General features: G+C 64.0%; 15 protein-coding genes. 9 read left to right on the top strand and 6 right to left on the bottom strand.

The features are described 5' to 3' along the window. Positions 1-146 precede the first annotated feature (146 nt). Positions 147-494: a hypothetical protein gene (locus QAZ47_RS31590; protein ID WP_278075571.1), complete on the top strand. Its 348-nt coding sequence runs from the start codon at positions 147-149 to the stop codon at positions 492-494. A 103-nt stretch (positions 495-597) separates the two neighbouring features. Here the strand turns inward: QAZ47_RS31590 and ggt are convergent, their stop codons facing one another. The 3 genes from ggt to QAZ47_RS31605 form a co-directional block, all read right to left on the bottom strand. After that, the gene (ggt, locus tag QAZ47_RS31595) at positions 598-2337 is read right to left on the bottom strand and encodes a gamma-glutamyltransferase (RefSeq protein ID WP_278231999.1); all 1740 of its coding nucleotides are present in this window, start codon (positions 2335-2337) and stop codon (positions 598-600) included. Between the two features lie 369 nt (positions 2338-2706). Beyond that, positions 2707-3999 carry an L-rhamnose catabolism isomerase gene (gene rhaI / locus QAZ47_RS31600; protein WP_278232000.1) on the bottom strand — a complete coding sequence of 431 codons (1293 nt, stop codon included), beginning with the start codon at positions 3997-3999 and terminating at the stop codon, positions 2707-2709. Between the two features lie 161 nt (positions 4000-4160). Then, entirely contained in the window at positions 4161-6263 is a 2103-nt protein-coding gene (locus QAZ47_RS31605) for a bifunctional rhamnulose-1-phosphate aldolase/short-chain dehydrogenase (RefSeq protein ID WP_278232001.1), read from the bottom strand. A 187-nt stretch (positions 6264-6450) separates the two neighbouring features. Here QAZ47_RS31605 and QAZ47_RS31610 point away from each other — a divergent pair, with 187 nt between their 5' ends. The 7 genes from QAZ47_RS31610 (at position 6451) to QAZ47_RS31640 (ending at position 13608) form a co-directional block, all read left to right on the top strand. Next, on the top strand, positions 6451-7260 hold the full coding sequence (locus tag QAZ47_RS31610) for a DeoR/GlpR family DNA-binding transcription regulator (protein WP_278075575.1): 810 nt from the start codon (positions 6451-6453) through the stop codon (positions 7258-7260). 55 nt (positions 7261-7315) lie between these two features. Next, complete coding sequence (rhaS, locus tag QAZ47_RS31615) at positions 7316-8311, top strand: rhamnose ABC transporter substrate-binding protein (RefSeq protein WP_278232002.1); 996 nt, start codon at positions 7316-7318, stop codon at positions 8309-8311. Positions 8312-8395: 84 nt separating this feature from the next. Beyond that, positions 8396-9955: a sugar ABC transporter ATP-binding protein gene (locus tag QAZ47_RS31620; protein WP_278232003.1), complete on the top strand. Its 1560-nt coding sequence runs from the start codon at positions 8396-8398 to the stop codon at positions 9953-9955. After that, the gene (locus QAZ47_RS31625; RefSeq protein WP_278232004.1) at positions 9952-10929 is read left to right on the top strand and encodes an ABC transporter permease; all 978 of its coding nucleotides are present in this window, start codon (positions 9952-9954) and stop codon (positions 10927-10929) included. Before QAZ47_RS31620 ends, QAZ47_RS31625 begins: the two co-directional genes overlap by 4 nt. Further along, the gene (locus QAZ47_RS31630; protein ID WP_278232005.1) at positions 10926-11927 is read left to right on the top strand and encodes an ABC transporter permease; all 1002 of its coding nucleotides are present in this window, start codon (positions 10926-10928) and stop codon (positions 11925-11927) included. The genes QAZ47_RS31625 and QAZ47_RS31630 overlap by 4 nt, the downstream gene beginning before the upstream one ends. Beyond that, the gene (gene rhaM / locus QAZ47_RS31635; RefSeq protein WP_278232006.1) at positions 11927-12241 is read left to right on the top strand and encodes an L-rhamnose mutarotase; all 315 of its coding nucleotides are present in this window, start codon (positions 11927-11929) and stop codon (positions 12239-12241) included. The genes QAZ47_RS31630 and rhaM overlap by 1 nt, the downstream gene beginning before the upstream one ends. After that, on the top strand, positions 12238-13608 hold the full coding sequence (locus QAZ47_RS31640) for an FGGY-family carbohydrate kinase (RefSeq protein WP_278232007.1): 1371 nt from the start codon (positions 12238-12240) through the stop codon (positions 13606-13608). The genes rhaM and QAZ47_RS31640 overlap by 4 nt, the downstream gene beginning before the upstream one ends. A gap of 235 nt (positions 13609-13843) precedes the next feature. Here the strand turns inward: QAZ47_RS31640 and QAZ47_RS31645 are convergent, their stop codons facing one another. Together QAZ47_RS31645 and galE are read right to left on the bottom strand one after the other, a co-directional pair. Continuing rightward, on the bottom strand, positions 13844-15100 hold the full coding sequence (locus tag QAZ47_RS31645) for a D-amino acid dehydrogenase (RefSeq protein WP_278232008.1): 1257 nt from the start codon (positions 15098-15100) through the stop codon (positions 13844-13846). Between the two features lie 209 nt (positions 15101-15309). Next, positions 15310-16305, bottom strand: a complete 996-nt coding sequence (galE, locus tag QAZ47_RS31650; RefSeq protein WP_278204842.1) for a UDP-glucose 4-epimerase GalE — start codon at positions 16303-16305, stop codon at positions 15310-15312. A gap of 376 nt (positions 16306-16681) precedes the next feature. Here galE and hemA point away from each other — a divergent pair, with 376 nt between their 5' ends. After that, positions 16682-17959, top strand: coding sequence for a 5-aminolevulinate synthase (gene hemA / locus QAZ47_RS31655; protein ID WP_278232009.1), 1278 nt, complete (start codon positions 16682-16684; stop codon positions 17957-17959). A 332-nt stretch (positions 17960-18291) separates the two neighbouring features. On the opposite strand, the gene QAZ47_RS31660 is transcribed toward hemA, so the two are convergent. After that, positions 18292-19458: a pyridoxal phosphate-dependent aminotransferase gene (locus QAZ47_RS31660; protein ID WP_278232010.1), complete on the bottom strand. Its 1167-nt coding sequence runs from the start codon at positions 19456-19458 to the stop codon at positions 18292-18294. Between the last annotated feature and the right edge of the window lie 21 nt (positions 19459-19479).

Below are 19479 nucleotides of genomic sequence, written 5' to 3' on the forward strand. Positions count from 1 at the left end.
GAACCCGATCGAACCCCAGACCGTTGAGCCTGTCCAGGAAACCGTGGCACGTTGGCACCAGCCGTACGGCGAACGCATGACCGCGATGGCGTTGCCGGTTGCCATTGGCAAGCGTTGATGGTTTGTTGCCGCTCAGCGGAGAACGAATGATGCGCGAATCCCTCGGTCAAGACGAATACGGCTCGGCCAGCCCCTTCGATCCGGACGATCTGCCGAATCTCAACGCCATGGGGCCGGCGATGGGCAGCGGCAACGATTTCGAGAAATACGCCGTTGCCGTCATCATCGTGTTCGGCGCGCTGATCATCGGCGGGCTGATGGCCGCCTCCATGACCTTCGGCCACCGCAACGGCTTCCTGTTCGCGCTCGGCGGCGCCACTTCGGCCTGGATTTCGGGCAATGCGCTGCTGCTCGACCGGCCGCGCATCTATGCGCTGTTCGTCGGCATCGCCGCCGTGCTGCTGATCGCCTCGACCATCACGCTCGTGGCTTAAGACATCAGCCTAGTGCGTTTCACGGAAACGGCGAACCGCTCTATCTCTTTGTTCTGACGCAATTCCGAACGGAAAACCGTTACGCACTTTTCCTGGAATTGCTCTAATAGCCCAGCGCCTCGCCGGAAGCGGCGCGGCTGTCGATGGCGCCGTTGTAGCGGGCGCCGCCGCCCTTCTCGATTTCGCCCAAGCTCTTGCCGCCAACCAATATGCCGGCCGCCTGCCCCCATGTCTGGTCGCTGAGATCGAGATGGTAACCCATGCCGGCAAGCAGCCTTTCGGTGTCGGGCGAAAGCCCGAAAGGCTCGACATAGACGGTGTCGGGCAGCCATTGATGGTGGATGCGCGGCGCGTCGATCGCCTCCTGGATGTTCATGCCGTGATCGATGACGTTGACGATCGCCTCCAGCGTGATGGTGATGATGCGCGAGCCGCCCGGGCTGCCGATGACCATGAACGGCTTGCCGTCCTTGGTCACGATCGTCGGGCTCATCGAGGATAAAGGCGTCTTCTTCGGCTGGATGGCGTTGGCCTCGCCCTGGACCAGGCCGTAGAGGTTGGGTACGCCGGGCTTCTGGGTGAAATCGTCCATCTCGTTGTTGAGCAGGATGCCGGTGCCGTCGGCGACGACGCCGGCGCCGAAGGAGCCGTTGAGCGTATAGGTGACCGCGACCGCGTTGCCGTCCTTGTCGATGATCGAATAATGCGTCGTTTCCTTGCTCTCGCCGAATCCCTTCGGCATCAGGTCCTTCGACACGCCGGCGCGGAAGGGATCGATCTTGCCGCGGATCTCCTTGGCGTAGCCCTTGTCGAGCAGCTTCGAGACCGGATTGTCGACGAAATCCGGATCGCCCAGCGCCGAGTTGCGGTCGACATAGGCATGGCGCATGGCCTCCACCATGACATGGACGGTCTCGGCCGACCCTGCCCCAAGATAGGAGAGCGGGTAACCTTCCAGGATGTTGAGTATCTCGCAGATGATGAGACCGCCGGAGCTCGGCGGCGGCGAGGAAATGATCTCGTAGCCGCGGTAGGAACAGGTCACGGGTTTCAGCTCGCGCACCGCATATTGCTCGAAATCGCCCTTGGCGAGGACGCCGCCCTTGGCGCCGCTCGCCTTGACGATCGCATCGGCAATGGCGCCCTTGTAGAAGGCGTCTGGCCCTTTTTCCGAGATCGCCGAAAGCGAGGCGGCGAGGTCCGGCTGGGTGAGCCGCTCGCCGATCCCGTAGGGCTTGCCGTCGGGCTTGAGGAAGATTGCGGCCGCCGCCGGATCCTTGGCCAGCCGGGCGGCGCTGCCGGCGAAGGAAGCCGCGTCGCCCTGGTCGAGGACGAAGCCGTCCTTGGCGTAGGCAATCGCCGGCGCCATCAGATCCTGCCTGGGCAAGGTTCCGTATTTCCCGCGCGCCATCTCGAAGCCGGCGACCGAGCCCGGCACGCCGACAGCCAGATAGCCGTCGAGGCTGGCGCCTTTTATCGGCTTGCCGTCCTTGTCGAGATACATGGTCCTGGTTGCGGCAAGCGGGGCGCGCTCGCGGAAGTCGATGAAGGTCGAGCGGCCGTCCTTCAACCGGATGGTCATGAAACCGCCGCCGCCGATATTGCCGGCGCTGGGATAGACGACGGCCAAAGCATAGCCGACCGCGACAGCGGCATCGACGGCGTTGCCGCCCTTCTTCAGCACCTCGACACCGACTTCGGTGGCGAGGTGCTGGGCGGTCACCACCATGCCGTGCTCGCCCTTGGCCGGGGCGGGCGAGGCAGCGAAGAGGGTCGTTGTCGCGGTTAAGGTGAGAGTGAACGAGAGGCTGACGGCGATCAGCGTCCGGCGGGTGAGATGCATGGCGGGGCTCCGGAGGCGTGGGGACGTCTAGGAAAGACTTTCGGAGCGCGTTAGTCCAATAACAATTGAAGTAGTCTGAGAGGGACCCTCATTCGGCCCCTGCTTCGGTCGCTGTCCGAAGGATCGGAAAGTATCCGAGGTCGGCGCCGCCCCTCATCGCCCTGCCGGGCACTTCTCCCCGTATAGTGACGGGGAGAAGGGGCGCTCTCATCGGTGATTTCGCTAATCGTCGGCGCAGCAGAACAGGCGCCGAGGTCGCGGGCAGCCCCCTTCTCCCCGTGCACGGGGAGAAGGTGCCGGCAGGCGGATGAGGGGCAGCGCCGACGCCGACAGTTATCGAGGTCTAGTGAAGCGATCCTCGATTCGGTTTCACACAATCCCGCCGCCACCACTGGCAACCGCCGGTCGCTCCGCCGCCACCTTGGCCCGGTAGCCGGCCTCGCGATAGGCCGCGACCGGATCGACGGCGCCGCCGGTTCTGAGCCGCGCCATGGCAAGGATCGGCTCGACATCGGTGCGGTAGGCGGCTTTCAGAGTCTGTGTCGCCATCAGCGCGTCGTTCGCCTCCTGGAAGCCTTCGAGCGCGTTGCGGTCGACCAGCAGCGCCTGCGCATAGGCACGCTGCACCTCGACCGCAGACAGCATCAGGCTTTCGATCGGGTCGGTGACGTTGTGGCTCTGGTCGAGCATATGCGCGGGGTTGAACCCTTTGGCGCCGGACAGCTCGGCATCGACCAGCTCGTTGAAGACCAGGAACAGCCGGTAGGGATCGATCGAGCCGGCATCGAGATCGTCATCGCCATATTTGGAATCGTTGAAGTGGAAGCCGCCCAGTTTGCCGAACTGGATCAGCCGCGACACGATCATCTCGATGTTGACGTTGGGCGCGTGGTGGCCGAGGTCGACCAAGCAGAAGGCCTTGTCGCCGAGCTCCTTGGCGATGATGTAGTTGGTGCCCCAGTCCTGCACGACCGTCGAATAGAAGGCCGGCTCGTACATCTTGTGCTCGGTGAACAGCCGCCAGTCGTCCGGCAGACCGGCATAGATCTCGCGCATGGCGTCGAGATAACGCTCGAAGGCTTTCGCGAAATTGACCTGACCGGGGAAGTTCGAGCCGTCGCCGATCCACACCGTCAGCGCCTTCGAGCCAAGCGTCCTGCCGATCTCGATGCATTCAAAATTGTGTTCCACCGCCTGGCGGCGCGTGCCGGCATCGGCATGGGAGAGCGAGCCGAACTTGTAGGAGAGCTTCTGGTCCTTGGCGTCGGAGAAGGTGTTGGAGTTCATGGCGTCGAAGCCGAGGCCGAAGCGGGAGGCGGCCTGCTTCAGCCGGTTCGGATCGGCCTTGTCCCACGGAATGTGCAGCGAGACCGTCGGCGTCGCCTGCGTAAGCTGGCGGATGACGGCGCAGTCCTCGATCTTGTCGAAGATATCGCGCGGCTCGCCGGCGCCGGGAAAGCGGGCAAAGCGCGTGCCGCCGGTGCCGACGCCCCAGGACGGGATCGCGACGCCGAATTTCTCGACCTTGTCGCGGATGGCGTCGATGGCGATGCCGCGACGGTCCAGGCGCTCGCCGAGCGAGGCGTAGTCGCGCTCGAGGTCGGATTTGCGGGCGGCGTTGTGCTTGGCGACAAGGTCGGCGGAAATGATCTGTTCGGGCATTTTATCCTCCCAATATTCGTCCGCGCCGCCCCTCATCCGCCTGCCGGCACCTTCTCCCCGTATAGTGACGGGGAGAAGGGACGCGCTCCAACGCCGGCGCCCCCTCTCCCCGTCCTTACGGGGAGAGGGTAAGGGTGAGGGGCGGCGCCAGCTTTGACAAGTTAGCGCGTAAAGCTCTGCGCGTTGCCGGCGTCGACATTGATGATGTTGCCGGTCGATTTGGCCGACATGTCGGAGGCGAAGAAATAGATCGCTTCGGCAATGTCTTCCGGGAACACCGAGCGCTTCAGCATCGAGCGCGAGCGGTAATGCTCCTCGAGGTCGTCGGTCGACATCTTGTAGGCGGCGGCACGCTGCTCCTTCCACTCGCCGCTCCAGATCTTTGAGCCGCGCAGCACGGCGTCCGGATTGACGACGTTGACCCTGATCTGCGCTTCCGCCCCTTCCAGCGCCAGGCAGCGCGCGAGATGAATCTCGGCCGCCTTGGCGGTGCAATAAGCGGCGGCGTTGGGCGACGCGGCCAAGCCGTTCTTGGATGCGACGAAGACGACATTGCCGCCGATCTTCTGGGCGCGGAACAGCCGGAAAGCCTCGCGGGAAACCAGGAAATAGCCGGTCGACAGGATGTCCATATTCCTGTTCCACAGCGCCAGCGTCGTCTCCTCGATCGGCGCCGACGAGGCGAGACCCGCATTGGAGACCAGGATGTCGACGCCGCCGAATTCGACCGCGGTCTCGGCGAAGCCGGATGCAACCTGTTCCTCGGAGGTCACGTCGATCCGCACCGGACGGACGAAGTCTTTTCCGTAGGCCTTCGACAGCTCTTCGTGGGCGCCGGCGAGCGCGGCCTCATCGATATCGGCCAGCACCACGCAGGCGCCTTCGCGCAGCAGCCGGTTGGCGGTGGCGCGGCCGATGCCGCCGGCGCCGCCGGTGACCAGCGCGATCTGTCCCGCCAGCGCCTTCGACTTCGGCAGGCGCTGCAACTTGGCTTCCTCCAGCTGCCAGTATTCGATGTCGAAGGCTTCCTGCGCCGGCAGGCCGACATAGGACGAGACTGTCGAAGCGCCGCGCATGACGTTGATGGCGTTGACGTAGAACTCGCCCGAGATGCGGGCCGTCGCCTTGTCGCCGGCGAAGGTGAACATGCCGACGCCGGGCATGAGGTAGACGACGGCATTGGGATCGCGAATGGCGGGCGAGTCCGCATGCTTGCAGCTGTCATAGTAAGCCTGGTAGCCGATGCGATATTCGGCAATGTCGTCGGCAAGGCGCGCTATGACGGCATCGACATCCGGCTTTGCCGGATCGAACTCGATCACCAGCGGGCGGATCTTGGTGCGCAGGAAATGGTCCGGGCAGGAGGTGCCGAGGGCCGCCAGCGGCCGCAGGTCCTTCGAATTGACGAATTCGAGCACCGCCGGCTGGTCGTCGAAATGACCGAGCTTGTGGCTCTTTTCCGAGATCAGGCCGCGGATCCGCGGCATCAGCTTCGCGGCGATGGCCCTGCGCGCCGGTGCGTCGAGCGACTTCACCGCCTCGCCGCCGAAGACGGCCACCCCTTCCGACCGACGCTCGAACCACTCGATCGCCTGGTTGATCACCGAGATCGTCGTCTCGTAGCACTCCTTCGGAGTGTCACCCCAGGTGAACAGTCCGTGGCTTTCCAGAACCACGCCTTTGGCATCCGGGTTTTCAAGGCAAAATTTCTCCAGCCAGAGGCCGAGCTCGAAGCCCGGCCGCTTCCACGGCAGCCAGCCGATGACATCGCCGAAGATTTCTTGCGTGATCGCCTTGGAATCCTTCGCCGCGGCAATGGCGATGATGGCGTCGGGATGCATGTGGTCGACATGAGGCTTTGGCACGAAGGCGTGCAGCGGCGTGTCGATCGAGGCCGCGCGCGGATTGAGGTTGAAGGTGCAGTGGGGCAGATAGCCCACCATCTCGTCCTCGTGCTCGACGCCGCGGTAGAGCCCCTTAATGGCGCGCAGCTTGTCCATGTAGAGCGTGGCGAAACCGTCCAGCTTGATCGAGGCGCTGTCGCCGCCCGAGCCCTTGACCCACAGAACCTCGACGTCCTCGCCAGTGAGCGGATCCTTCTGCCAGACCTTGGACGAGGTGTTGCCGCCGCCGTAATTGGTGACGCGCTTGTCCGAGCCCAGCGTGTTCGAGCGATAGACCAGAAGCTCGGGACCGCTCATCCCTTCGGCTTTTGCATCGTCCCACAGATTGGCGAGGCGCGAGCCGGAGCGCTTGTCGAGCATAGGTAACCTCCCTTTGGAGCACGAACGGCGCGCTCCTCTTTTCGTCGGGAATGTCTACGCAAGCGGGCTGCTTGTCAATCATAAACGATCAATATCGATCATATTGCACTGCACAATGAAAATACATGATCGGAAATGATTGACACTGCGCGTTTTGAGTGCCTAGATGCACATGCAGGGAGGAACCATGCACGAAAAAGAACGCCACAGGATCATTCTGTCCGCCGTCCAGGAAAAGCCCGTGGTGACGGTGCAGGAAATGGTCGAGCTGACGGACTCCTCCGAGGCGACGATCCGCCGCGACATCGCGGCCCTGCATGTGCAAAAGCGGCTGCGCCGGGTGCGCGGCGGCGCCGAGGCGATCTCGCCGCCGCAGTTCATCGGCCTGGCCGGCCGACCCTTCTCGGTCAACGAGACGCTGAACGCCGCGCAGAAGCGGGCGATCGCGCGGGAAGCGGTGAACCTGTGCAAGGACGGCGAGCCGATCATCATCAATGGCGGCACCACCACCTTCCAGATGGTGCATTTCCTGACCGGGCGCCGCATGCCGATCTTCACCAACTCCTTCCCGATCGCCGAGCACCTGCTTAAGCACTCGAAGAACACGGTGATGCTGTCGGGCGGTACGATCTACCGCGAGCAGAACATCATCCTGTCGCCCTTCGACAACGACGTGACGCGCAATTTCTACGCGCGCCGCATGTTCATGGGCGCTCAAGGCTTAGGACCGCTCGGGCTGATGGAAGGCGACCCGCTGCTGATCCAAGCCGAGCAGAAGCTGATCGACCAGGCCGACGAGCTGGTGGTGCTGGTCGACTCCTCGAAGTTCCGCAAGCGCTCCAGCCTGATCCTGTGCGGGCTGTCGCGCATCGCGACCGTAATCACCGACGACGGCATCGAGGACCGCGAAGCCAAGATGCTGGAGACAGCAGGCGTGGCGCTGATCGTCGCCAGCAAACAGTCAAGCGACAAGGAAGAATCTTCACTGCAGGCCTGAGGGAAACTTGCGCCCGCAGCGGCGATGGAATGCAACGCTCAAGGGAGGATATTCGATGAGCTTTTTGAAGAAACTGCTGGTAACGGCGGCCTTTTCCGCCGCCATGTTCGTGAATGCCGCCTATGCCGAGAACGTCAAGATCGCGCTGGTGGTGAAGTCGCTCGGCAACGGCTTTTTCGACGCCGCCAACAAGGGCGCCGAGGAAGCGGCCAAGGAACTGGGCGACGTTACCGTCATCTACACCGGCCCGACCAAGGCGACGGCGGAAGCGCAGATCGAGGTGATCAACTCGCTGATCGCGCAGAAGGTCAACGCGATCGCGGTTTCGGCCAATGACGCCGACGCGCTGGTGCCGGTGCTGAAGAAGGCGATGGACCGCGGCATCACCGTGATCTCGTGGGACTCCGGCGTCGCCAAGGAAGGCCGCCAGCTTCACCTCAACCCGTCCGACACCAACCTGATCGGCGAGACCATCATCAAGCTCGCCGCCGACTACCTGCCGGAAGGCGGCGACGTCGCCATCCTGTCGGCCTCCTCGACCGCGACCAACCAGAACTCCTGGATCGAAGCGGCCAAGAAGGTGCTGCCGGAGAAGTTCCCGAAGATCAAGCTGGTCGCCACCGTCTACGGCGATGACGACTCGGCCAAGAGCACCGACGAGGCCAAGGGCCTGCTCAAGTCCTATCCGAACCTCAAGGCGATCATCGCGCCGACCACCGTCGGTGTCGTTGCCGCCGCGCAGGTCGTCACCGACGAGAACCTGATCGGCAAGGTCAATGTCACCGGTCTCGCCCTGCCGTCGGAGTTCAAGAAGTTCATCGACAACGGCGCATCCCAGGCGGTCGCGCTGTGGAACCCGATCGATCTCGGCTACTCGGCGATCTATCTCGCGCATGACCTGGCGGTGAAGAAGGAAGAGGCCAAGCCCGGCGCCACGCTGTCGATCGGCCGCGTCGGCAAGGTGACGCTCGACGACACCAACTCGGCTGCGATGGCTCCGCCCTTCCAGTTCGACAAGACCAACATCGAGAAGTTCTCCAAGATCTATTGATCCTGGTCGACTTCAGGGCCATGCGGCGGGACAATTGTCCCGCCGCAACGTCAAACGGACCTTTTCTCAGGGCCTGATACGGATATGGACACGACCGCCCAGCGCAAAGTGGAGACGCAGCAGCCTCAGGCTTCAGGTCCGTCCCAAACCGCCTCTCCCCGCCTGACGCTCTCCGGCATCTCAAAGAGCTTCCCGGGCGTGCGGGCGCTGCACAATGTCAGCCTGTCGCTCTATCCGGGCCAAGTGACCGCGCTGATCGGCGAGAACGGCGCCGGCAAGTCGACGCTGGTCAAGATCATGACCGGCATCTACCAGCCCGATTCAGGCGAAATCAGCATAGACGGCCAAGCCACGACGCTGCCCAGCGCACATGCCGCCTTCGGTCACGGCATCACCGCCATCCATCAGGAGACGGTGCTGTTCGACGACCTGTCGGTCGCCGAGAACATCTTTCTCGGCCACGCGCCGCGCACCCGCTTCGGCACCATCGACTGGCGCACCATGCGCAAAGATGCGCGCGAGGTGCTGGAGACAATGCGCGCCGGCCATATCGACGCCGACGCGCGCCTGAAGGACCTCGGCATCGCCAACAAGCACCTCGTAGCCGTTGCTCGCGCGATGTCGATCGACGCGCGCATCGTCATCATGGACGAGCCGACCGCGGCGCTCTCGATGAAGGAAATCGAGGAGCTTTTTCTCTTGATCGAATTCCTGAAGAGCGAAGGCAAGGCCGTGCTCTTCATCAGTCACAAGTTCGACGAGATCTACCGCATCGCCGACCGCTACACCGTCTTCCGCGACGGCGAGATGGTCGGCGAAGGCCTGCTCAAGGACACCGGCCAGAACGCGATCGTGCGCATGATGGTCGGCCGCAACGTCGACCATATTTTCCCGCAGCGCGAACCGAAGATCAGCGGGCCGGTGCTTGCCGTCTCCGGTCTGTCGCACCCGACCGAGTTCGACGACATCGGCTTCGAATTGCGCAAAGGCGAGATTCTCGGCTTCTACGGCCTGGTCGGCGCCGGGCGCAGCGAGGTGATGCAGGCGATTGCCGGCATTACCCGCACCAGCAAAGGCACCATTTCGCTCGACGGCCAGACGATCGCGCCGAAATCGGCGGCGGATTCGATCGAGGCCGGCATCGTCTATGTGCCCGAAGAACGCGGCAAGCAGGGCGTGGTGATCGGCCTGCCGATCTTCCAAAACGTTTCGCTGCCTTCGCTTGCGCGCACCTCGAAATCCGGCGTGCTCAGGCTCGCGGAAGAGTTTTCGCTCGCCCGCTCCTACACCGAGCGGCTGGACCTTCGCGCCTCCTCGCTCAGCCAGGATGTCGGCACGCTTTCCGGCGGCAACCAGCAGAAAGTCGTCATCGCCAAGTGGCTGGCGACGACGCCGAAGGTCATCATCCTCGACGAGCCGACCAAGGGCATCGACATCGGCTCGAAGGCCGCCGTGCACGGCTTCATGGCCGAGCTCGTCGCGCAGGGACTATCGGTGATCATGGTGTCGTCCGAACTGCCGGAAATTCTCGGCATGTCGGACCGGGTGGTGGTGATGCGCGAGGGCCGCATCGCGGCGACCTACGACAATAAGGGGCTCGACGCCGAAACGCTGGTTCGGACGGCGGCGGGGATCGGGGCATGAAGAATTTCCTCAAATATCGCGAGATCTGGCTGCTCGCCGGCATCGTCCTGCTGATCGGACTGATCTCGACCCGCTTCCCGAGCTTCGCCGATCCGGCCAATCTGCGCCAGGTGTTCAACGACACCTCAATCCTGATGATCCTGGCGCTCGGCCAGATGGTGGTGATCCTGACGCGCTCGATCGATCTGTCGATGGCGTCCAACCTCTGCTTCACCGGCATGGTGGTGGCGATGCTGAACGCCGCCCATCCGGCGATCCCGATCCCGGCACTGATCGTCATTGCACTTCTGGTCGGGCTGGCGCTCGGCGCCATCAACGGCTTCCTGGTGTGGCGGCTGAACATTCCCTCGATCGTGGTGACGCTCGGCACGCTCACCATCTATCGGGGCGCCACCTTCGTCGTTTCCGGGGGCGCCTGGGTGAATGCGGACCAGATGAGCCCCGACTTCATCAATTTCCAGCGCGCCGCCTTCCTCGGCCTGCCGGCGCTGTCCTGGATCGCGCTTCTGGTCATCGCGCTGTTCTTCCTGGTGATGACGCGTACGGCGCTCGGCCGCTCGATCCATGCCGTCGGCGTCAACCCGACCGCGTCGGTCTATGCCGGCATCGATGTCGGCCGCACCAAATTCATCGTGTTCTGCATTTCCGGCATGATCGGCGGGCTCGCCGGCTATCTCTGGATCTCGCGCTACGTGATCGCCTCGGTCGAGGTCGCCAACGGCTATGAGCTCAACATCATCGCCGCCTGCGTCATCGGCGGCATCTCGATCGCCGGCGGCATCGGCTCGGTCGGCGGCGCGGTGCTCGGCGCACTGTTCCTCGGCATCATCTCCAACGCGCTGCCGGTCATCAACATCTCGCCCTTCTGGCAGATGGCGATCTCGGGCAGCGCCATCATCCTGGCCGTGGTGCTCAACGCGCGCGGCGAGCGCCGGCAGGGCCGCATAATCCTCAGAAAGGCGGAAGCGGCATGACCGACACCCCTGCCCCGCGCCATATTCCCGACCGGCTCGACAAGCCGCTCTCTTCCGCGATCTTTTCCTGGGAGGCGCTGCTTGTCGTCATCGCGGTTCTCATCTTCGCGGTGAACAGCTTTGCCTCGCCCTATTTCCTCGATCCGTGGTCGCTGTCGGACCTCACCTTCAACTTCACCGAAAAGGGCCTGATCGCGCTCGCCATGGCGCTGCTGATCATCTCGGGCGAGATCGACCTGTCGGTCGCGGCGATCGTGGCGCTCGCCTCGACGATGATGGGCATGGCCGTGCAGGCCGGCGCCGGCACGCCGGTACTGGTCGTGATCGGCATCGCCGTCGGGCTCGGCTGCGGCGCCTTCAACGGGCTGCTCGTCACCCGGCTCGGCCTGCCCTCGATCGTCGTCACCATCGGCACGATGAGCCTGTTTCGCGGCATCGCCTTCATCATCCTCGGCGACCAGGCCTACAAGGGCTATCCTGCAAGCTTCGCCTTCTTCGGCCAGGGCTATGTCTGGTGGGTCTTCTCGTTCGAGCTGGCGCTGTTCCTCTTGGCGGCGCTGATCTATTGGTTCGTGCTGCATCGCACGAGTTTTGGGCGGAAGGTCTTCGCCGTCGGCAACAATCCGGTCGCCTGCCAGTTCTCAGGCGTGCGCGTCGGCCGCATCAAGTTCATCCTGTTCTGCTTGACCGGGCTGATGTCGGGCATCGCCGCGGTGCTGATCACCTCGCGGCTGGGCTCGACGCGGCCGTCGATCGCGCAGGGCTATGAGCTGGAAGCGATCACCATGGTGGTGCTGGGCGGCGTGTCGATCCTCGGCGGCGCCGGCAGCATCCTCGGCGTCGTGCTCGCCGCCTTCATCATGGGGCTGGTGACCTTCGGCCTCGGCCTGCTCAACGTGCCTGGCATCGTCATGTCGATCTTCATCGGCCTGCTGCTGATTATCGTCATCGCGCTGCCGATCGTCTGGCGCCGGCTGCGCGAAGGACGCTTCGCCTGATGGAAAAATATGCCTTCAAGATGAAGCTCAATCCCGGCATGAAGGCAGAGTACAAGCGCCGCCATGACGAGATCTGGCCGTCGCTGGTGGCGCTGCTGAAAGACGCCGGCATTTCCGACTATTCGATCCATCTCGACGAGGAGACCAACATCCTGTTCGGAGTGCTGTGGCGGCGGGATGACCACGGCATGGCCGAGCTGCCCAAGCATCCGGTGATGCAGCGCTGGTGGGAGCATATGGCCGACGTCATGGAGACAAAGGCCGACAACGAGCCGGTGGCGGTGCCGCTGGAAACGTTGTTCCATATGGCATGAGCGCGCCTCGTACCATTGCCGTCATCGATATCGGCAAGACCAACGCCAAGGTGGCGCTGGTCGACCTTGAAAGCATGACCGAGACGGCGCTGCGCCGCACGGCCAATGCCGTCATCGCGGACGGCCTATACCCGCATTACGACGTCGAGCGCCTCTGGACTTTCATCCTGGACAGCCTGGCGGACATCAGCCGCGAGCAGCGCATCGATGCCGTCTCGATCACCACCCATGGCGCGACGGCGGTGCTGGTCGATGCCGAAGGCGGGCTTGCGCTGCCGGTGATCGACTATGAATTTGCCGACATCGACGAACTGGCGCAGGACTATGACGCGATCCGCCCGCTCTTCGCCGAGACGGGTACGCCGCGCCTGCCGGCCGGACTGAACATCGGCGCCCAGCTATTCTTTCAGCAGAAGCGCTTTCCGGCCGAATTCGCCAAGGTCACCGCTATCCTGATGTACCCGCAATATTGGGCGCTGCGACTGACCGGCGTCTCGGCCAATGAAGTGACCTCGCTCGGCTGCCATACCGACCTGTGGAACCCGTGGCGAGCCGACTACTCGTCGATGGTCGACAGAATGGACTGGCGCCGGCTGATGGCGCCGGTGCGGCCGGCGAAGGATCGATTGGGGCCGATCCTGCCGCTGATGGCGCAACGGACCGGGCTCGACCCGCAAACGCCGGTGTTCTGCGGCGTGCATGATTCCAACGCATCGCTGCTGCCGCATCTGTTATCCGATCGGCCGCCCTTCTCCGTCGTCTCGACCGGAACCTGGGTGGTGTCGATGGCGGTCAGCGGCCGCAAGGTCGAGCTCGACCCGGTGCGCGACACGCTGGTCAACGTCAACGCGCTCGGCGACCCCGTGCCGTCGGCGCGGTTCATGGGCGGGCGCGAATTCTCGCTGCTCACCGATGGCCAGCCGGTCGACTGGACAGAGGACGACGTCGGCGCCGTGCTGACGCGACAGGTCTTGCTGCTGCCTTCCACCCAGCAGGGTTCCGGACCGTTCCCGCATCGGATCGCGCAGTGGCGCAATGGAGAGAATTCGAGCTCCGGCCAGCGCTTCGCCGCCATCTCGTTCTATCTGGCGCTGATGACCGCGACCTGCCTCGAGCTGATCGGCGGCGACGGGCCGACGACGGTCGAAGGACCGTTCGCGCAGAACCGGCTTTTCATCCGCATGCTGGCGGCGGCGACAGGCAGGCCGGTCACTGCGTCGGAAACATCGACCGGGACCAGCATCGGCGCGGCGCTGCTGGCGTCGGATGACGCTATCGTGATGAGCAACGGCGAACGCACCGAACCGCCGGCCGAGGGCGCCTGGGGCGACTACGCGCGGACGTGGCGGCAGGCCATCGGGACTTGATAGGAGCCGTGATGCTCGCGACTGCCTGAGAGGGCGGCGCTGCCCCTCACCTGCCTGCCGGCATCCTCTCCCCGTAGAACGGGGAGAGGGACGCTGTCGCCGTCGATTTCGACAATCGCCGGCGTTGCAAGAAATGCGCCGAGGGTTGCGGTCAGCCACCTTCTCCCCGTTCTACGGGGAGAAGGTGCCGGCAGGCGGATGAGGGGCAGCGCCGGCATAAGCGACTAGACGCATTTCAGCCCGCCGTCCCGTAAAGCAGTCCGCTCGGGTCGATCTCCGGCTTGCGGCCGGCGACAAGGTCGGACAGGAATTTTCCCGAGCCGCAGGCCATGGTCCAGCCGAGATGGCCGTGGCCGGTATCGAGATAGAGGTTGCGGTATTTCGCCTGGCCGAAGATAGGAACCGAATTCGGCATCATCGGCCTTAAGCCGGCCCACAACAAAGCCTTCTTCTCGTCGAAGGCGCCCGGGAACAGGTCCTTGCCGGTGTCCAGGATGGTTCTGAAATCGCGCGGCTTGAACGAACGGTCGAAGCCGGTGAATTCCGCCGTCGAGGACATCCGCAAGCGATTGCCCAGCCTCGAATAGCCGATCAGCCGGTCCTCGTCCGCGCCGCCCATGGTCGGCCCTTTGCTCGCATCGTCCAGCGGAATGGTCGCGGTATAGCCTTTCACCGGATAGACCGGCAGGTCGATACCGTAGCGGCGGCCGATGAGGCCGCTTTCCGGCCCCATGGAGATGACTATGGCGTCGCCCGTGACCGGACCGGCGGAGGTCATGACAGCGCGCACCCGGTCGCCCTCGATATCGAGACCTTCGACCGTCGTGCCGAACATGAATTTGACGCCGAGTTTCTCGGCCGCATAGGCGGCGAGCTTGTCAACGAACTGCTTGGAATCGCCGGTCTGGTCGATCGGGGAATAGACCCCGCCGGCGATCTTGTCCTTCACGCCGGCGAGGCCAGGCTCCAGCTCGACCAGCCGGTCGCGGCCGACAATCTCGATCGGCAGGCCATGCTCGCCGAGGTATCGGTAGTTGTCGGTGCCGGTGTCCAGGCTTTTCTGCGAACGAAAGAAGTAGAGGATGCCTTTCTTGCGCTCGTCGTAACGGATGCCGGTCGCGTCCGAGAGGGCATTGATGCACTGGCGCGAATAGAGCGCGAGCCGGAGCTTGACGTTGGTATTGGCGCGCAGCCGCTCAACCGTGCATTCGCGCAGGAAGCGCAGGCTCCAGGCATAGAAATAAGGATCGAGGCGCAGCCTGACCTTGATGCCGAGATCGTGGTTCCACAGCCCGCGCAGAAAGGTCTTCAGCGCCGCCGGCGAGGCCCAGGCGGTGGCGTCGCCCGGCGAGACAAGGCCGGCGTTCGACTGGCTGGTGCCGCGCGCCGCCGCTTCATGGCGCTCGATGACCGTCACCTCATGACCGTCTTCAGCCAGATAATAGGCAGCCGCCGTGCCCACGACGCCGGCTCCGAGCACCAGGACCTTCATACCGCCCCTCGAGGATCATGCCAGCGGTGCATATCGGCCCACCGCCCTGAACGAGCCTCAATACCGCGTATGAAGGCGCTCTGCGAGCCCTTGGCCCAACAGCTTGCCGTGGCTAGAGCATTTCACCGTTTCACGGAAACGGCGAACCGCTCTATCTCTTTGTTTTGACGCAATTCCGGAAACCGCTACGCATTTTTCCTGGAATTGCTCTAGCTCCGCGCCGAGTTCTTGCCGGTCAAAATACGCTCCCAGGCCAGCGCATCCCTGACGATCTGGTCGAGATCGTCGCGCTGCGGCGTCCAGCCGAATTCCTTGCGGGCAAGGTCGGAATTGGCGACCACCGCGGCGGCGTCACCCGGGCGTCGATCACCCATGCGGACATCGAAATCATGGCCGAAGGCGCGGCGCACGCTGTCGATCACCTCCAGCACCGAATAGCCATGGCTGTAGCCGCAATTGGCGACGAGGCTCTCTCCGCCCTCGCGCAGCCGCTGCAGCGCCAGCCGGTGCGCCGCCGCCAGATCGCTGACATGGATGTAGTCGCGGATGCAGGTGCCGTCCGGCGTCGGGTAGTCCTTGCCGAAGACCTGCATGAAGGGCCGCTTGCCGAGCGCGGTTTCGCAGGCAACCTTGATCAGATGCGTGGCGCCGGGCGTCGACTGTCCAGTGCGGCCCTTGGGATCGGCGCCGGCGACATTGAAATAGCGCAGCGCCGTGTAGCGGATGTCATGCGCGAGCCCCGCGTCGCGCAGCATCCATTCGCTCATCAGCTTGGAGAGGCCGTAGGGCGATTCCGGCGCCAGCCGCGCATCCTCGCGCACCGGCTCCAGCCCGGCGCCGCCATAGACGGCGGCGGTGGAGGAAAAGATGAAATGCGGCACGCCCTCATGCACTGCGGTTTCGATCAGGGTGCGGGTCTTGCAGGTGTTGTTCTCGTAATAGCCGAGCGGATCGGCGACCGATTCCGGCACCACGATCGAGCCGGCGAAGTGGATGATGGCGTCGACCTTGTTTTCGCGGATGATCTGCCCGACCAGTTCGCGATCGGCGACGTCGCCGACGACGAGCTTCGCCTCGGGCGCCACCGCCCATTCGAAGCCGGTGGAAAGCCGGTCGAGCACGACGACGCTTTCGCCGGCGTCGAGAAGCTCCCAGACCATGTGGCTGCCGATATAGCCGGCACCGCCCGTCACCAAAACCGTCATCTTATACCTCGCTGATCAAGATTTATCGGAAACTGTCTCAACAGCCACCGTGCTGGAAACCCCGCCGCAAGCCCATTAAAGCGCGTCGAAATGGATACAGTCGACGCGCTTTACGTTTTGTTTCGATGCATGTCGTTCCCCAAAGCCGCTGTGCACTTTTGGGCGATATGCATTAGCCTCCCTGAATGTTAAGTCCGTAACAGTTCCTCCCGTCCGAGGCATCGTACTGAAACAAAACTGCATCAAACAGTCGGGAATAGGCCACTATCCGACATCGTTAGGAACAGGCCCGGGGCGTGGCATTTTGACCGGTTGGGGTCCGGTGGACGCGGCATGGGGCAGTGACTATGATCCGCCGCAAAATTGGGAAGCCGACATGAATTACCAGCGGTTCTTCGAAGATGCGATCGAGCAGCTCCATGCGGAGCGGCGCTACCGCGTCTTCGCCGACCTCGAGCGCATGGTGGGCAAGTTTCCGCGCGCCATCTGGCGTTCCAACGGCCGCGCCCAGGAAATCACCGTCTGGTGCTCCAACGACTATCTCGGCATGGGCCAGAACCCGGATGTGATCGCCGCCTTCCAGACCGCGGCGGGCAAGATGGGCTCGGGCGCCGGCGGCACCCGCAACATTTCCGGCACCTCCAACCCGCTGGTCGAGCTCGAGCATGAGCTGGCCGACCTGCACGACAAGGAGGCGGCGCTGGTCTTCACCTCCGGCTTCGTCTCCAACGAGGCCTCAATCTCGACCATTGCCAGGCTCTTGCCCAACTGCCTGATCATCTCCGACGAATTGAACCACGCCTCGATGATCGAGGGCGTGCGACGCTCCGGCGCCGAAAAGAAGATCTTCCGCCACAACGACGTCGCGCATCTGGAAAGCCTGCTGCAGGCGGCAGGGCGCGAGCGCGCCAAGCTGATCGTGTTCGAAAGCGTCTATTCGATGGACGGCGACATCGCTCCGATCCGGCAGATCGTCGAGCTCGCCGAGCGCTACAACGCCATGACCTATATCGACGAGGTGCATGCGGTGGGCATGTACGGGCCGCGCGGCGGCGGCATCACCGAGCGCGAGGGGCTTGCCGACCGCATCGACATCATCGAGGGCACCTTGGCCAAGGCCTTCGGCACGCTCGGCGGCTACATCACCGGCGCGAGCGCGGTGATCGACGCGGTGCGCTCCTATGCGCCGGGCTTCATCTTCACCACCGCGCTGCCGCCGGCGATCGCGGCGGCGGCCACCACCTCGATCAGGCATCTGAAGCGCTCGCAGGCCGAGCGCGACGCGCAGCAGCGCCAGGCGGCCAGAACCAAGCAGGTGCTTGCCGCGGCCGGGCTGCCGGTGATGGAATCGGCCACCCACATCGTGCCGGTGCTGGTCGGCGATCCCGAGCTGTGCAAGATGGCGAGCGACCGCCTGCTCGGCGTCCACGGCATCTACATCCAGCCGATCAACTACCCGACGGTGCCGCGCGGCACCGAGCGGCTGCGCATCACGCCCACACCCTTCCATTCGGACGCGCTGATCGCCGAATTGCAGGACGCGCTGGTCGAGACCTGGGACGCGCTCGGCATCCCCTACGGCGCCGCCGGCCGCCCCGCCGTCGCCGAGAGCGACCGCATCATTCCGCTCCTGGTGCCGAAGTCAGGCGGCTGACTTGCAGCTGTCGGGGCGCTGGCCGCCCTCCGCTTTTCGCTGTTCCTCGTTCTCCAACGTTGCGACGCTCCTAAGTCACGGCATGGATCCTAGGGTCTCCGCGACGTCGCTTCGCTCCTTGCTCCGCCCTAGGATGACGACGTCCATTTCGTCAGCCGATAATCGCAAACGTTGGAGATTGTCCGAGGCCGTCCTTCGGTCGTCATTCTAGGGCGTAGCAAGGAGCGAAGCGACGCGCGCAGACCCTAGAATCCATGCCGTTACGTCTGCCTAGGAACGAAGCGGTGCAGAAAATGGGTCCGCAAACAAACACTTCCCGCCCGATTGCGACCTCACATCGTCTTCATCCATTTCGCCAGGCGATGCGCCGCTTCCTCGAGCTGATCGAGGCGGCGGTGGAAGCATAGCCTGAGGAAGGCCTCGCCGCCCGGGCCGAAGGCAGTTCCGGGCGCCAGACCGACATTGGCGTTGTCGACGATGTCGAAGGCGGCGGTACGGGAATCGGTGATGCCGTCGACGGTGAAGAACAGGTAGAACGCACCTTCCGGCACGGTGAAGCGCGCCTTGCCGGTGGCACCCAATATATCGCAGACGAGGTCGCGCGCGGCGCGTGCACGCTCGACCTGCTCGACGATAAATGCGTCGCCCTCGTCGAGGGCCGCCACCGCGCCGCGTTGCATGAACTGCGCGACGCCCGAGGTCGAATACTGGATCAGGTTCTCGAACACCTGTTGCAGCGCCGGATGGGTCTTGATCCAGCCGACGCGCCAGCCGGTCATCGCCCAGTTCTTGGAGAAGCTGTTGACGAACAGGATACGGTCTTCGCTCGTGGCGACGTCGAGGAAGGACGGCGCGCGGCCGTGCCCATAGTGAAACAGCGAATAGATCTCGTCGGCGATGATCCAAAGGCCCTTTTGACGGGCGAGATCGAGGATCGCCTTCAGCGTTTCCTTGTCTGCGGTCCAGCCGGTCGGGTTCGATGGCGTGTTGATGAACAGAGCCTTCGTCCGCGGCGTGACGGCGGACGCGATCCGGTCGACGTCGCAGGACCAGCCATTGCCGGACTGGTCGAGCGTGACCGCAACCGGGACGGCGCCGGCAACGCCGGCGGCGGCGGCGAAATTCGGCCAGGCCGGCGACAGGTAGACGACCTCGTCGCCGCTGCCCGCAATCGCGTCGATGGCGAGTTGAATGGCATGCATGCCGGAAGCGGTGACAATGAACTCTTCCTCGGCGAAGCGCTTGCCGAAATGCCTGGCGTAATAGCGGGCGAGCGCCTGCCTGAGCTCGGGAATGCCCTTCTGCCAGGTGTAGAAGGTCTCGCCATTGGCCAGCCCGCGGGCGGCGGCATCGCTGATGAAGGAAGGCGTCGGCAGGTCGCCCTCGCCGGCCCACAGCGGGATCAGGCCTTCACGCAAACGGCCGTGGTTGACGACGGCGACAATGCCGCTTTCGGGCGCGGCGCGGGCCTCGGTGCGCAAGGTCTGGATCAGGGTCATGCAAGAATCCGTCCGGTTTTC

The organism is Mesorhizobium sp. WSM4904, assembly GCF_029674545.1.
Classification (GTDB): domain Bacteria; phylum Pseudomonadota; class Alphaproteobacteria; order Rhizobiales; family Rhizobiaceae; genus Mesorhizobium.

Coding starts and splice junctions, on each gene's coding strand:
- QAZ47_RS31590 (WP_278075571.1), top strand. CDS start 147: ATGATGCGCGAATCCCTCGGTCAAGACGAATACGGCTCGGCCAGCCCC.
- ggt (WP_278231999.1), bottom strand. CDS start 2,337: ATGCATCTCACCCGCCGGACGCTGATCGCCGTCAGCCTCTCGTTCACT.
- rhaI (WP_278232000.1), bottom strand. CDS start 3,999: ATGCCCGAACAGATCATTTCCGCCGACCTTGTCGCCAAGCACAACGCC.
- QAZ47_RS31605 (WP_278232001.1), bottom strand. CDS start 6,263: ATGCTCGACAAGCGCTCCGGCTCGCGCCTCGCCAATCTGTGGGACGAT.
- QAZ47_RS31610 (WP_278075575.1), top strand. CDS start 6,451: ATGCACGAAAAAGAACGCCACAGGATCATTCTGTCCGCCGTCCAGGAA.
- rhaS (WP_278232002.1), top strand. CDS start 7,316: ATGAGCTTTTTGAAGAAACTGCTGGTAACGGCGGCCTTTTCCGCCGCC.
- QAZ47_RS31620 (WP_278232003.1), top strand. CDS start 8,396: ATGGACACGACCGCCCAGCGCAAAGTGGAGACGCAGCAGCCTCAGGCT.
- QAZ47_RS31625 (WP_278232004.1), top strand. CDS start 9,952: ATGAAGAATTTCCTCAAATATCGCGAGATCTGGCTGCTCGCCGGCATC.
- QAZ47_RS31630 (WP_278232005.1), top strand. CDS start 10,926: ATGACCGACACCCCTGCCCCGCGCCATATTCCCGACCGGCTCGACAAG.
- rhaM (WP_278232006.1), top strand. CDS start 11,927: ATGGAAAAATATGCCTTCAAGATGAAGCTCAATCCCGGCATGAAGGCA.
- QAZ47_RS31640 (WP_278232007.1), top strand. CDS start 12,238: ATGAGCGCGCCTCGTACCATTGCCGTCATCGATATCGGCAAGACCAAC.
- QAZ47_RS31645 (WP_278232008.1), bottom strand. CDS start 15,100: ATGAAGGTCCTGGTGCTCGGAGCCGGCGTCGTGGGCACGGCGGCTGCC.
- galE (WP_278204842.1), bottom strand. CDS start 16,305: ATGACGGTTTTGGTGACGGGCGGTGCCGGCTATATCGGCAGCCACATG.
- hemA (WP_278232009.1), top strand. CDS start 16,682: ATGAATTACCAGCGGTTCTTCGAAGATGCGATCGAGCAGCTCCATGCG.
- QAZ47_RS31660 (WP_278232010.1), bottom strand. CDS start 19,458: ATGACCCTGATCCAGACCTTGCGCACCGAGGCCCGCGCCGCGCCCGAA.